The organism is Nocardia sp. NPDC102475, from assembly GCF_055584605.1.
In genome coordinates this window covers 185,998-199,642 of the sequence record NZ_JBVJLS010000006.1, presented here as the reverse complement: position 1 = coordinate 199,642, position 13,645 = coordinate 185,998, and the positions used below count along the sequence as shown (strand labels likewise).

Sequence of the window (13,645 nt, the reverse complement as noted above, 5' to 3'; positions counted from 1 at the left end):
TGACCGCGACGACGGAAGGACAACGCAGTGAGCGCACAGCCCGCGCACCGCCGCGATGGTGACGTACACGAGCACGATCTCGGACTCGCCCACGATATGAAGGTGATGTCACGCCGCCGCGCCCTGGCTTTCTTCGGCGCAGCCGGGGCGGCGACGGTGGCGGCGGGCTGCGCATCGGCGACGACGACCACCAGCACCACCTCCGCCGCCACCACCAGCACCACGACCACCAGCACCGGCACGGTCGCCGCCGCACCGCAGGAGACCGCGGGCCCGTACCCGGGCGACGGCTCGAACGGCCCCAATGTGCTGATCGAATCCGGCGTGGTCCGCTCCGACATCACGACCAGCTTCGGTGCGTATTCCGGTGTTGCACAGGGTGTTCCGATGTCACTGCGATTGAAGCTGCAGGACTTGGCCAAGAGCGGCACCGCGGGCGCGGGCATGGCCGTCTACGTCTGGCATTGCGACCGCTCCGGCGAATACTCGCTCTACGGTAAGAGCATTACCGACCAGAACTATCTCCGCGGCGTCCAAGTCGCGGATGCCGATGGCGAGGTGAGGTTCACCTCGATCTTCCCCGCCTGCTATTCCGGTCGCTGGCCGCATATCCATTTCGAGGTCTACGACTCGCTCAGCACCGCCGTGGCGGGCGAGAACGCCCGCCTCACCTCACAGATCGCACTGCCGCAGGACGTCTGCGGCACCGTCTTCGCCGCCGACTCCGGATACTCACAGAGCATCAGCAACCTTTCCCAGATCTCACTCGCCTCGGACAATGTCTTCGGCGACGGCTGGGATGCCGAAATGGCCACGGTCACCGGCACTCCGAGTTCGGGTATGACCGTGTCGATCACCGTCGGCGTCGCCGAGAAATCACAGAACACCCAGTCCGGCAATGGCGGTACGCCGCCGGGACAGGGCGGTCCCGGCGGACAAGGCGGTCCCGGCGGACAGGGCGGACCGCCGCCGCGCACCAGGTAGGCAGACAAGTCGGCCCCCGGCCCGTACGCGACGGGCCGGGGGCCGATAACGCGAAACCTATCGCGCCACTCCGCTTTCGGCGCCGATCTGCCGCGCCAGCGCCCAGATGATGAGCACGTCGAGCGCGATCATCACCAACGACCAGAACGGGTACATCGGCGCGAACAGGAAGTTGTCCAGCAGGCTGATCGACGCCATCACGATACCCGCCAGATAACCCCAGTTCTGTCCGGTGATAATGCCGACGCCAGCGATGATGATCAGCACCGCGATCACCAGATGAACCCAGCCCCAGGCCGAGACGTTCACCTGGAAGACCTGATCCTCGGTCAAGACGAATAAGTCACGCTTGGCAATGGCCGCAATGGCGGCGAGCAGATGCAGTACGCCGGTAATCAGAATCAATACGCCCGCGAAGATCGTCATGTCATTGAGCGCGGGTCCGGTTTTGGTCGGGCCGGGACTGGTCATAGCACACCCTCCTTGGCGAAACGCGTGGTAACCGACGGCCACAACGTAACCCTCGCCGCAGCCGAAATGCGGCAGCGCGGCGGCGGGTCACTTGCTGAGACTGGTCTCCGGTTCGCGTTCCGCGGCCACCCTGGGCCGGGCCAATGCGCTCGGCCACCAGATCCGGTCGCCGATATCCAGCGTCAGGGCGGTGACCAGGATCGAACGCACGATCAAGGTATCGAGCAGCACGCCGACGGCGATGACAATGCCCATTTCGGCGAACGTCACCACCGGCATGGTCGCGAATACCGCGAATGTGCCTGCCAGGACCAGTCCGGCCGAAGTGATCACGCCGCCCGTTGCGGCCAAGCCGATGAGCGCGCCCGCCTTGGTGCGATGCTTGATCACCTCCTCGTGCACCCGCGACATCAGGAAGATGTTGTAGTCGATGCCGAGAGCAACCAGGAAGACGAAGGTCAGCAGCGGCAGTCCGGCGTCGGCGCCCTTGAAACCGGCCAGATCGAAGATCCAGCGGCTCAGCCCGAGTGCGGCGAAATAGGACAGCACCACGGTCGCCGTGAGCAGAATCGGCGCGGCTACCGCGCGCAGCAGCACCATCAGGATCGCCATCACAATGGCGAGCACCACCGGCACGATGACCCGATTGTCATGTGCCACAGCGCGTTTGATGTCCAGCACGACGGCGGTCTGCCCGCCGACCCTGGCCTTCGGATCCACCGCGTGCACGGCCGCACGCACCCGATCGATGGTGGCCTCGGCGGCCCGGCTGTCCGGCGGCTCCGTGAGCGTGCCCTCGAGATAGGCCAGATCATCCTTGACGATCGGTCGCGACGGTGCGGTAATTCCAGGTGTCGAGCCCAAGGCGGTGGCGACCGCATCGACGCGCGCAGACGAGGCGACGACCATCACAGGCTGACCGGTGCCCGCCTCGAAATGCCGTTCCAGCACCGCGGTTCCGGTGACCGCGGCGGATGAGCCGACGAAGGCGTCCTTGTTCGCGATGCCCTCGGCCTCCAGCCCGCCGGCACCGAGTGCGAGTGCGCCGAGTGCCAGTGCGGTGCCGATCCAGACGGTTCGCGGCCGCCGGGCAATCGCGAATCCGATACGCGCCCAGATGCCGGATTCGGTCTCGTTGACGGTGCCGAAATTCGGATGTCGCGGCCAGAAGATCCACCGGCCGACGATCACCAGCAACGCGGGCAGCAGCGTCAACATCGCCAGCAGCGCCACCGTGATGCCGATGGCGCAGACCGGCCCGATGCCCTTGGTGGAATTCATCTCCGCCACCAGCAGCGCCAACATCGAGACGATCACGGTGCAACCACTGGCCAGCACCGCGGGCCCGGCGCGATGCAGTGCGACCGCCATCGCCTCGTGTTTATCGGGATGGCGGCGCAGTTCCTCGCGATAGCGGGCAACCAGCAGCAGCGCATAGTCGGTGCCCGCGCCGAAGACCAGCACGGTGAGGATGGCCTGGCTCTGCGCGTTGACGGTCAGCCCCAGCTTGGTCGCGCCGAATACCGCGGCCTGCGATATCACCAGCGCGAAGGCGACGGTGATCAGCGGAAACGCCCACAGCATCGGACCGTAGGTGAGCAGCAGAATGACGATGACGACCGCGGCGGCCGAGTACAGCAGCAGACCGTCGATCCCCTTGAACACCTCACCGAATTCGGCCGCGTACCCCGCCGGTCCGGTGGCATAGAAGGACAATCCGTCGGGGCGCTCCCCCGCCGCGTCATTGATCGCACCGACCACATTCGTCAGGCGGTTCCAGCCCTCGGATCCCATCGAGATCGGCACCAGGATTTCCAGGCCCTGACCATCTCCGGACTGGATCGGGCCGAGCACCTTATCGGGCACGACATGCTCGACCTGCCGGAACCGTTTGGCATCGGCGCCGACCGCCAGCCGATCGGCCTCGGTGATCCCGTCCCGGCGCTCATACACCAGCACCACCGGAACATCGTCGCTATTGCCGAATTTCTCGGCCAGTTTGAATGCCTGGGTGGATTCGGCGCTGTCCGGCAGCCAGGTGACATTGTCGTTCTTCTGTGCGCCGGTGAGCTTTCCGGCGAAGGTGCCCAGTGCCAGCAGGGCAATGATCCAGACGCCGAGCATCACCCATTTGCTCCGGCGGCCACTCGGCACACGCGCTAGTCGGCCGAGCAGATCGGACATATCCGGATCAGTCGGTGCGGACATCGAACCCCCTCGGTTGCCGCCACACGGTCGGACCATGCTACTGCCGGGCTCCGACATCCGCGAGTGAAAACGTGACTCTGCGCCCACCCGGCGCGATGCACGGATTTCGCACCGCGTGCCGCACAATGGGTGCCGCAGGCGGTGGTCACCGGCGCATCTGCGCCATCGCGAAAGACGCCGCTGCGACACAAGGTGTTGTGCTGCACGGACTTGTCACCCCCAAGGAGTAGTGTCCAGGGCGTAGCAATTCCGTGACGGCAGCGTGCTCGGGAAGGGTGTGGAGGCAGGATGAAACTGATCGATCGGGTGTCGGCCATCAACTGGAATCGGGTGCCCGACGAGAAGGATGCCGAGGTCTGGGATCGCCTGACCGGCAACTTCTGGCTGCCCGAGAAGGTGCCGGTGTCCAACGACATCCCGTCGTGGAACACCCTCACCGCCGACGAGAAGCAACTGACCATGCGGGTCTTCACCGGCCTGACGCTGCTGGACACGATCCAGGGCACGGTCGGCGCGGTGAGCCTGATCCCGGACGCCGTGACGCCGCACGAGGAGGCGGTGCTCACCAATATCGCGTTCATGGAGTCGGTGCACGCCAAGAGCTACAGCTCGATCTTCTCCACGCTGTGCTCCACCCGCGAGATCGATGACGCGTTCCGCTGGTCGGAGGAGAACCGAAACCTTCAGCGCAAGGCCGAGATCGTGCTGGAGTACTACCGCGGCGACGATCCGCTCAAGCGCAAGGTGGCCTCCACCCTGCTGGAGAGCTTCCTGTTCTACTCCGGCTTCTACCTGCCGATGTACTGGTCCTCGCGGGCCAAGCTCACCAACACCGCCGACCTGATCCGCCTGATCATCCGCGACGAGGCGGTGCACGGCTACTACATCGGTTACAAGTACCAGAAGGGTCTGGAACTGCTCGGCCAGGCCGAACGCGACGACCTCAAGAACTACACGTTCGAGCTGCTCTTCGAGCTCTACGACAACGAGGTCGAATACACCCAGGATCTCTACGACGAGGTCGGCCTCACCGAGGACGTCAAGAAGTTCCTGCGCTACAACGCCAACAAGGCACTGATGAACCTCGGCTACGAAGGCCTGTTCCCCAAGGACGAAACCGAAGTCAACCCGGCCATCCTCTCGGCCCTGTCCCCCAACGCCGACGAGAACCACGACTTCTTCTCCGGCTCCGGCTCCAGCTACGTCATCGGCAAGGCCGTCAATACCGAAGACGAAGACTGGGAGTTCTGAAACCCTCACGCCCACAATGAAATCCGGCTCGGTCCGCAGTGACCGAGCCGGATTTCTGGTCTTCGCCTCAGATGCCGAGGACCAGTTTGGCGGTGGTGAAGTAGATGATGAGGCCGGTGGCGTCGACCAGGGTGGTGACCATCGGGGCCGAGACGACCGCCGGATCGATGTGGAATCGCTTGGCGAGCAACGGCATGGTGCCACCGATGGTCGCGGCCCAGCCGCAGATGATGACCAGGGTGATGCCGACGACCAGTGCGGTGCCCGGATCGACGAACAGCGCGCCGATGGCGATGCCCGCGGTGGCCAGCATGGTGCCGAGCACCAGACCGACGCGGCATTCGCGCCAGATCACCTTGAACAGGTCGGAGCCGCGCACCTCGCCGACGGCGACTGCACGCACACATGCGGTCGCCGCCTGGGCACCCGCATTCCCGCCCGCGCCGATGAGTAGCGGGATGAACAGCGCCAGGTGCGCCGCCTGCTGCAGGGTGCCCTCGAAGAAGTCGGTGACGCTGACCGTCAGGGTGGCCGCGAACAGCAACAGCAGCAACCACAGTGCGCGGTAGCGGGCCAGCTGGAACACCTTGGCCGCCATGTAGTGGCCCTCCCACGGTGCCGAACCCGCCTGCTTGGCGACGTCCTCACTGTCGGCGGCCTCGATGACCTCCACGGCGTCATCGATAGTGAGCAGTCCGACCAGCCGGTCCTCGCTGTCGACGACCGGCAGGTTCATGACATTGGTTTCGCGCATCAGCCGCGCCGCCTTCTCGGCGGAGTCGGTCGCGCGCACGAATGTCGGCTCGGTGACGACCAGATCCGACACCATGGTCTCGGGACGGCTCAGCACCAGCTCACGCAATTCGACAATTCCGGTGAGCCGGCGACCGGCGTCGACGACGGGCAGCGTGTACACCGTTTCGGCATTGATGCCCTTGATCCGTACTGTCTGCAGAGCATCGGGCACGCTCAGATTGCGCGGCAGCGCAACGACTTCCGGCGTCATGTACAGCCCGACCGAACCCTCCGGATAGCCGAGCAGCGAAGCGGTCATCCGGCGTTCGCGCGCGCTCAGTCCGGCCAGCACCTTCTTGGCGACCTTGGCCGGCGCCTCGCGCAGCATCCTGGCGCGGTCGTCGGGATCCATGGCCTCGACCAGATCGCGGAAGCTCTGATCGCGCAGACCCTCCAGAATCTGTTGCTGGTCAACGGGTTCGAGCTCCTCGAAGACGGCCAGCGCCAGATCCTTGTCGAGGAGACGGAAGGCGACGCCCGCCTGGACGGCGTCCATGCGTGCGAGTTCGTCCGCTATGACATGCGGCTGCTGGTTGTCGAGCCAGTCGAGTGCGGCGTCGACACGATGGGTGTCCACGATGTCCTGCAGGGATGCGGACAGCGTCGGACGTGCTTCGATGAGATCGGTCTGCGACATGGGAGGTCCTCAGCACACGGCGAGATAAGCGAGTGAATCGAAAGAACGAAGTCACACCGCGGGCACCAACCCCGGGACCGACTACAGGACGGTTTTACGAAGGGGCGGCGCCGCGCGGCCTTCGACTGGGAGGTTCGCTGCGCATGCAACCCCACCTCCTCAACGCCGCCACAGGGCCGTCACCACTGCGGATTTCTCGAATGCGCCGCCCGGATCGGGCCGACCGCACTGCTTCCGGTTGAAGGATACATGCGGTGACGCCGGTGTTCACACTCGAATCGCGTAAAGATCGACGTTATCTCGCTCGAATATGACCGGACCCACATCCGGTGTCAGGATGGCAAGGTGGCGCCGACGGCGATCTCGACATCGGGCCAGGTCGGCGTGTGCTCCACCCAGTCCAGTACCGGCCCTTCCTGTACACCGAACAGATACAGATTCGGTACCAGCTCGCGCAGGGCCTGATGCACCTCCAGGCGGTCGTCGATCATGTGCGTGATCCCCAATTCCGCGCAGTGCTTCGCCTTATCCGCCCTTGCCCGGCAGAACCGCACGTTGTCCTTCGGCACGCCCGTCCGGTCGTAGAACGCGTGGTGGTCGAGCCACCGCAGGGTGCGCTCCTGAACACGGGGCCCGCATTTCGAGATGACCCATGCGTGGCCGTCGAACCGACGCACCAACCGCGCCAATACCTCGAACGCGTCGGCACTCGGCGGAGATGCCAGCGCCTGCTCGATTCCCCCGGACAGAAATACGGTGTCCGCAGCACCCGCCGCCCCCTGGATGACCCGGCCGAAGTCGATGCCGAGTCGCTGTTGTCTTTCTTTGTTCATCGACCTTCAGCATGACCCGGACCGTACCCACGCCGCCAGCGAATTTTCCGGTCGGCAGGAGATTCGACGCACGCCGAGCCGAACTCTGCACCAATCATGGGAGGCCCGCGAGGATCGTTGCGGCTAGGTTCGGTGAAAACATACGAAGGAGAGATCTGTGCGCTTCGGCATCTTCATTCCACAGGGGTGGCGGCTGGATTTGGTCGATATCGACCCGGCGGCGCAGTGGGGGGTGATGCGCGATCTCGCCCAGCGGGCGGATGCCGGAGATACCTGGGAATCGCTCTGGGTGTACGACCACTTCCACACGGTGCCGGTGCCGACCGAAGAGGCTACACATGAGGCGTGGACGCTGATGGCGGCGTTCGCGGCCACCACATCGCGCATTCGGCTGGGGCAGATGTGTACCGCGATCAGCTACCGCAATCCGGCATATCTGGCCAAGGTCGCCGCGACCACGGATCTGATCTCCGGCGGCCGGGTCGAGATGGGTATCGGCGGCGGCTGGTACGAACACGAGTGGCGCGCTTACGGTTACGGGTTTCCGTCGGCGGGTGAGCGGCTCGGGCGGCTCGACGAGGGCGTCCAGATCTTCCGCCAGGCCTGGACCGAGGGCAAGGCCACGCTGGACGGTAAGTACTACCAGGTCGACGGTGCGATCGTGCGGCCACTTCCATTGCAGGAGGGCGGTATTCCGATTTGGGTCGCGGGCGGTGGTGAGAAGAAGACGCTACGAATCGCGGCGAAGTACGCCCAGTACACCAACTTCAGTGGCGCACCGGAGGAATTCACCCACAAGTCCGAGATCCTGCGCGCGCACTGCGCCGAGGTGGGCACCGATTTCGACGCCATCGTGCGCTCCTCGAACTTCAACGCCGTCATCGGATCCACCGAAGCCGAAGTAGAGCAACGCCTTTCGGCCCTGCAGGCCCGCTTGGCCACGGTGATCAGTGACGACCAGGCCAAATCCTTCGTCGACGGCATGCTCCGCACCTCCCCCGCCGTCGGCACCCCGGAACAGATCACCGAGCGCCTGTCCGCCGTCCGCGAACTCGGCCTCGGCTACGCCATCTTCAACTTCCCCGAAGCCGCCTACGACACCAGCGGCATCGACCTCTTCGAACGCGAAATAGCCTCGGCCCTGCGGTAACCGCTCGAGGTCCGCAGGCCGCGGCGCCTGCGGACCTCCCACCACTGGGACCGCTGACACAATGGTCGGCGATCAGCTCACGACACGATGACTCGGGAGATATCTGTGGTGCATGGCAATCGCGGACGCTACGCGGACGCGCCGACGCCGCCTCCGGCTGTGCAGTCGCGGTTCGAACACGACCCGAACGGGTCACTGCACTACGTCGAGCCGGTACGCAAACCTGAAGCGACAAAGTACGATTCGATGTCGCTGAACGCCGGTCGGCCGCGCCCCGACGGCACCATCGACGAGCCGAGATGGCCGATGCTCGTCGCCTTCGCCATCGATCTGCTGGTGCACGCAGCCATCGGCGGCGCCGTCTGGCTCACGATCACCGGATACGCCCCAGACCCCGAGCAGGCCATTCCCCTGGCCGTAACCGCCGCCGTCGCAACATCTTTCGTGCATCGCACATTCATCCAGCGGATAACCGGCACAACCCTCGGCAAAGCCTTCTTCGGCCTACGCCTGCGCTACCCCGATGGCACCTTCCCCACCCTCTGGCAATTGATCAAACTCTGGTGTGTAGGCACCTTCACCGTCGTAGTAACTCCCCTCCAACTCTTCGGCTGAGCCTTACGATGACCCGGCGCAACAGCTCTGCGGCAACGGAATCCGTTGCCGCAGAGCCACAAATCACAGCATGCAGGAGACGCAGCCCTCGACTTCGGTTCCCTCCAAAGCCATTTGGCGCAGGCGGATGTAGTAGAGGGTTTTGATGCCCTTGCGCCAGGCGTAGATCTGGGCGCGGTTGAGGTCGCGGGTGGTGGCGGTGTCCTTGAAGAAGAGGGTCAGCGACAGGCCCTGGTCCACGTGCTGGGTGGCGGCGGCGTAGGTGTCGATGATCTTCTCGTAGCCGATTTCGTAGGCGTCGTCGTAGTACTCGAGGTTGTCGTTGTCGAGGTAGGGCGCCGGGTAGTAGACGCGGCCGATCTTGCCTTCCTTGCGGATCTCGATCTTCGACGCCACCGGGTGGATCGAGCTGGTGGAGTGGTTGATGTAGGAGATCGAGCCGGTCGGCGGGACAGCCTGCAGGTTCTGGTTGTAGATGCCGTGCTCCATGACCGAGGCCTTCAGCTCACGCCAATCATCCTGGGTCGGAATGTGCACGCCCGCATCGGCGAACAGCTGCCCGACCCGTTCGGTCTTCGGCTCCCACACCTGATCGGTGTACTTGTCGAAGTACTCACCGGAGGCGTACTTGGATTCGGGGAAGCCGCCGAAGTAGGCGCCGCGCTCCTTCGCGATCAGGTTCGAGGCCCGAATCGCGTGGTACACCACGGTATAGAAGTAGATATTGGTGAAGTCGATGCCCTCTTCGGACCCGTAGTGCACCCGCTCACGGGCCAGATACCCGTGCAGGTTCATCTGACCGAGGCCGATCGCGTGGGATTCGTTGTTGCCCTGCTCGATCGAGGGCACCGAGTAGATATGCGTCTGATCCGATACCGCGGTCAGCGCCCGGATCGCCACCTCGATGGTCCGCGCGAAGTCGGGTGAATCCATCGTCTTGGCGATGTTCAACGAGCCGAGGTTGCACGAAATGTCCTTGCCCACCTCGGCATAGGAAAGATCGTCGTTGAACAGCGACGGCGTCGACACCTGCAGGATCTCCGAGCACAGATTCGAGTGCGTGATCTTGCCCGCGATCGGATTGGCCCGGTTCACCGTGTCCTCGAACATGATGTACGGGTAACCGGATTCGAACTGCAGCTCGGCAATGGTCTGGAAGAACTCGCGCGCCTTGATCTTCGACTTGCGGATGCGCTTGTCGTCGACCATCTCGTAGTACTTCTCGGTGACATTGATATCGGCGAACGGCACCCCGTAGATGCGCTCCACGTCGTACGGCGAGAAGAGGTACATATCTTCGTTCTTCTTCGCCAGTTCGAAGGTGATGTCCGGGATCACCACACCCAGGGACAGTGTCTTGATGCGGATCTTCTCGTCCGCGTTCTCCCGCTTGGTGTCCAGGAATCGGTAGATGTCCGGGTGGTGCGCGTGCAGATACACCGCGCCCGCACCCTGCCGCGCACCGAGCTGGTTGGCGTAGGAGAACGAATCCTCGAGCAGCTTCATGATCGGGATGACACCCGAGCTCTGGTTCTCGATCTTCTTGATCGGCGCACCGTGCTCACGAATATTGGTGAGCAGCAGGGCAACTCCGCCACCGCGCTTGGACAGCTGCAGTGCGGAGTTGATGGAGCGCCCGATCGACTCCATGTTGTCCTCGATGCGCAGCAGGAAGCAGGACACCGGTTCGCCGCGCTGCTTCTTACCCGAGTTGAGGAAGGTCGGGGTGGCGGGCTGAAAGCGCCCGTCGATGATCTCGTCGACCAGCTTGCTCGCGAGCACCTCGTCACCGGCCGCCAGCGTCAGCGCCACCATGCAAACCCGGTCCTCGAACCGCTCCAGGTAGCGCTTACCGTCGAAGGTCTTGAGCGTGTAGGAGGTGTAGTACTTGAACGCGCCGAGGAAGGTCGGGAACCGGAACTTCTTGGCGTAGGCCTGCTTGAACAGCGTCTTGATGAACGCGCGGCTGTACTGCTCGAGAACCTCTGCCTCGTAATAGTTCTCGTCGACCAGGTAGTCCAGCTTCTCGTCCAGATTGTGGAAGAAGACGGTGTTCTGGTTGACGTGCTGCAGGAAGTACTGGTGCGCGGCCTCACGGTCCTTGTCGAACTGGATCTTGCCGTCGGCGCCGTACAGGTTCAGCATCGCGTTGAGGGCGTGGTAGTCCATGACCTCGCCCGCCTCGGCGGTACGGACCGGTGGCTGCTCTAAGCGAGCCGTTTTGCCGGTCGGTGCTGTCGTTGCTGTTGCCAAAACAATCCCAATCCCTCTCGGACGCGCTCGACGTCCTCAGCGGTTCCCATGAGTTCGAAGCGATACAGGTAGGGCACCCCGCACTTACGCGAGATCACCTCGCCCGCATAGCAATAGGTATCGCCGAAGTTCGTGTTGCCGGCCGCGACGACGCCGCGCAGCAGCGCACGGTTGTGCGGATCGTTGAGGAACTTGGCGACCTGCCGCGGCACGAAATCCTTATCGGATCTATTTCCCCCCAGTACGTGCCGACCGCCCCCGTAGGTGGGGACGATCAGCACGTATGGTTCGTCTACGCGCAGCGAGTCAGCGGTGTGCAGTGGTATGCGAGTCGCCGGGAGTCCCAGCTTCTCGACGAAGCGGTGCGTATTCTCCGAGGCGCTGGAGAAGTAGACCAGCGCTGTCGCTGTGGACATGGCTACCTCCTCCCCCTTCCATCGGATACACCGGAAAGCAGGATGCGATCAGGCCGCCACGGCCGCGAGCGACTTGATGCGGTCGGGCCGGAAGCCGGACCAGTGGTCCTCACCGGCGACGACGACCGGAGCCTGCAGGTAACCCAGCGCCATGACGTAGTCACGCGCCTCGTCGTTCTCGGAGATGTCGATGACTTCGTAGTCCACCCCGGCCTTGTCGAGCGCCTTGTAGGTGGCATTGCACTGGACGCAAGCGGGCTTGGTGTACACGGTGATGGTCATTGATGTCCCTCTCTCCTATGCCTGATCCACAGCCTGTGATCCGTATGCTGACCGTTGCGAGCGACCCACAAGAGTCGCTGGCGGCGCTTTGATCTGACTACGCTGCGCAAACTCCTGGATCAGTAGCTGAAACCCCTGTTCAGCCGCTCGCGGCCGAAGCTGATCTCATCCCGTCTTCCAGTACCGAAGACACTACACCTAGTGGCCGACAGAGTCATAAAACACGACATGTTGCGAGTCACAAAGATGAAATTCCCAAGCGGTAAGTACCTGGACGCTCGATTCGCAACCCGACACAACAGTGGCGCAGATCACAATTTCGTACCGTAGCGCTCTTCCAGCAAACTTCTTTCGGCGAACGAAAAAGGGCCGCCCCCGTACTCCACAGATGGAGCCGGGGGCGACCCTGACAGCAAGACTCGACGCTTAGGCGGACACCAGTTCGCCGGTCGCCTGAACCAGTTCGTGCACGGTCGCGCCGAGCTGCGTCAGCGCCTCGGCATCCTCGCGCGGATGCGACGCGGCGAACCGCTCGCCGAATCCGGCGAAGTGCAGGTGGGCGGTCTCGACAACCCGGGCGCCCGCGACGCCGAGCGCCTTGACCACATCGCCGTGCGCCCACTTGGCCGCATTCGGACTGATCGAACCACTGACCACCGCGACCGGCCGATCCTTGAGGGCGCCTGCGCCATACGGACGCGAGGCCCAGTCGATGGCGTTCTTCAATACGGCGGGAATGCTGCCGTTGTATTCGGGCGTCACCAGGAGCAGACCGTCGGATGCGGCGACCGCGTCACGCAGCGCCTGCGCCGCAGCGGGTACGGAGCCGGGCACGTCGAGATCCTCGTTGTAGAAGGGGATATCGGCGAGGCCCTCGTAAATGGTGAACTCGACACCCTCCGGCGCGGTCTGCGCCGCGGCCTCGGCGAGCCTGCGGTTGATCGAGGCGGCACGAAGGCTGCCGACAAGAGTAAGAATCCGGGTCGCGCTCATGATTTCTCCTGGTGTACTGAATGTGGTGTCCGTTCTTTTGCCTACACTAACCGGACCATGGTCCGATTCCATTCCCGGGAGAACCGCGAGAGGCCTGTGAGCTACAGCACATCCATGCCGGACGGAATGATGCCCGAGCGACCGCTGCTCGGCATCGGTGCGCCCCTGCCCGGAAATCACGAACGCGCCGATGCCGCGCGCAACCGCCAGTTACTCCTGGACGCGGCGCAGGAGATCGTGCGCGAACAAGGCGTGGACAGCCTGACGATGGACGCACTCGCCAAGCGGGCCGGTGTCGGCAAGGGCACCGTCTTCCGACGGTTCGGCAGCAGGTCGGGGCTGCTGCGCGCACTCTTGGACCACGCCGAGCGAAAGTTCCAGGAAGAGTTCATGTTCGGACCGCCGCCGATGGGGCCCGGCGCACCGGCGGTGGAGCGACTGGTCGCCTTCGGCCGGGCCCGGCTACTCGATATCGAGGTCGCGGGCGAACTGCATCGCGCCGCGGAAATCGGCGAGGCGGGCGACCGCTTCACCGGCCCGCCCTACGGACTGCTGCGTGCGCACGTGACGATGCTGCTGCGGCAGGCGCGGGTCGACGGCGACGTCGTACTGGTCGCCGATGGTCTGCTCGGCCTGCTCGGCGCCGCATTGGTGATGCATCAGATGCATGTCCTCGGTTACGACCGATGTCAGATCGGCGACAACTGGGAGGCGTTCGTTCGGCGGGTGGTCATCGCGGCGCGGCCAGTAGAGTGAT

Annotated in this window: 13 protein-coding genes; 5 read left to right on the top strand and 8 right to left on the bottom strand. The window is 64.1% G+C overall.

What is annotated here, in order from left to right; translation table 11 throughout:
• Positions 1-27: 27 nt before the first annotated feature.
• Positions 28-984, top strand: a complete 957-nt coding sequence (locus tag ACZ60G_RS13625) for a dioxygenase family protein (protein WP_465810233.1) — start codon at positions 28-30, stop codon at positions 982-984.
• Between the two features lie 57 nt (positions 985-1,041).
• On the opposite strand, the gene ACZ60G_RS13620 is transcribed toward ACZ60G_RS13625, so the two are convergent.
• Together ACZ60G_RS13620 and ACZ60G_RS13615 are read right to left on the bottom strand one after the other, a co-directional pair.
• Positions 1,042-1,455 (bottom strand): DUF7144 family membrane protein, encoded by a 414-nt coding sequence (locus tag ACZ60G_RS13620; RefSeq protein ID WP_465810231.1) that lies wholly within the window; start codon positions 1,453-1,455, stop codon positions 1,042-1,044.
• 87 nt (positions 1,456-1,542) lie between these two features.
• Complete coding sequence (locus ACZ60G_RS13615) at positions 1,543-3,663, bottom strand: MMPL family transporter (protein ID WP_465810229.1); 2,121 nt, start codon at positions 3,661-3,663, stop codon at positions 1,543-1,545.
• Between the two features lie 288 nt (positions 3,664-3,951).
• Between ACZ60G_RS13615 and nrdF the strand changes: the two genes are divergently transcribed.
• A complete protein-coding gene (gene nrdF, locus ACZ60G_RS13610; protein WP_327101320.1) occupies positions 3,952-4,914 on the top strand; it encodes a class 1b ribonucleoside-diphosphate reductase subunit beta in 963 nt (320 codons plus the stop codon).
• A gap of 67 nt (positions 4,915-4,981) precedes the next feature.
• Here nrdF and mgtE read toward each other — a convergent pair whose 3' ends face one another.
• The gene (gene mgtE, locus ACZ60G_RS13605) at positions 4,982-6,346 is read right to left on the bottom strand and encodes a magnesium transporter (RefSeq protein WP_465810227.1); all 1,365 of its coding nucleotides are present in this window, start codon (positions 6,344-6,346) and stop codon (positions 4,982-4,984) included.
• Between the two features lie 332 nt (positions 6,347-6,678).
• Positions 6,679-7,179: a hypothetical protein gene (locus ACZ60G_RS13600; RefSeq protein ID WP_465810225.1), complete on the bottom strand. Its 501-nt coding sequence runs from the start codon at positions 7,177-7,179 to the stop codon at positions 6,679-6,681.
• 157 nt (positions 7,180-7,336) lie between these two features.
• Between ACZ60G_RS13600 and ACZ60G_RS13595 the strand changes: the two genes are divergently transcribed.
• Positions 7,337-8,329, top strand: coding sequence for an LLM class F420-dependent oxidoreductase (locus tag ACZ60G_RS13595; RefSeq protein WP_465810223.1), 993 nt, complete (start codon positions 7,337-7,339; stop codon positions 8,327-8,329).
• A gap of 105 nt (positions 8,330-8,434) precedes the next feature.
• Positions 8,435-8,944 (top strand): RDD family protein, encoded by a 510-nt coding sequence (locus tag ACZ60G_RS13590; protein ID WP_465810221.1) that lies wholly within the window; start codon positions 8,435-8,437, stop codon positions 8,942-8,944.
• A gap of 63 nt (positions 8,945-9,007) precedes the next feature.
• Here ACZ60G_RS13590 and nrdE read toward each other — a convergent pair whose 3' ends face one another.
• The 4 genes from nrdE to ACZ60G_RS13570 form a co-directional block, all read right to left on the bottom strand.
• On the bottom strand, positions 9,008-11,113 hold the full coding sequence (gene nrdE, locus ACZ60G_RS13585) for a class 1b ribonucleoside-diphosphate reductase subunit alpha (protein ID WP_465810219.1): 2,106 nt from the start codon (positions 11,111-11,113) through the stop codon (positions 9,008-9,010).
• A 38-nt stretch (positions 11,114-11,151) separates the two neighbouring features.
• Positions 11,152-11,613 (bottom strand): class Ib ribonucleoside-diphosphate reductase assembly flavoprotein NrdI, encoded by a 462-nt coding sequence (nrdI, locus tag ACZ60G_RS13580; protein WP_063046323.1) that lies wholly within the window; start codon positions 11,611-11,613, stop codon positions 11,152-11,154.
• Between the two features lie 48 nt (positions 11,614-11,661).
• Entirely contained in the window at positions 11,662-11,895 is a 234-nt protein-coding gene (locus ACZ60G_RS13575; protein WP_357313758.1) for a redoxin NrdH, read from the bottom strand.
• Between the two features lie 426 nt (positions 11,896-12,321).
• Positions 12,322-12,888, bottom strand: coding sequence for an NAD(P)H-dependent oxidoreductase (locus ACZ60G_RS13570; RefSeq protein ID WP_465810216.1), 567 nt, complete (start codon positions 12,886-12,888; stop codon positions 12,322-12,324).
• 114 nt (positions 12,889-13,002) lie between these two features.
• On the opposite strand from ACZ60G_RS13570, the gene ACZ60G_RS13565 reads away from it, so the two are divergent.
• Entirely contained in the window at positions 13,003-13,644 is a 642-nt protein-coding gene (locus tag ACZ60G_RS13565; RefSeq protein ID WP_465810214.1) for a TetR/AcrR family transcriptional regulator, read from the top strand.
• Position 13,645: the final 1 nt, after the last annotated feature.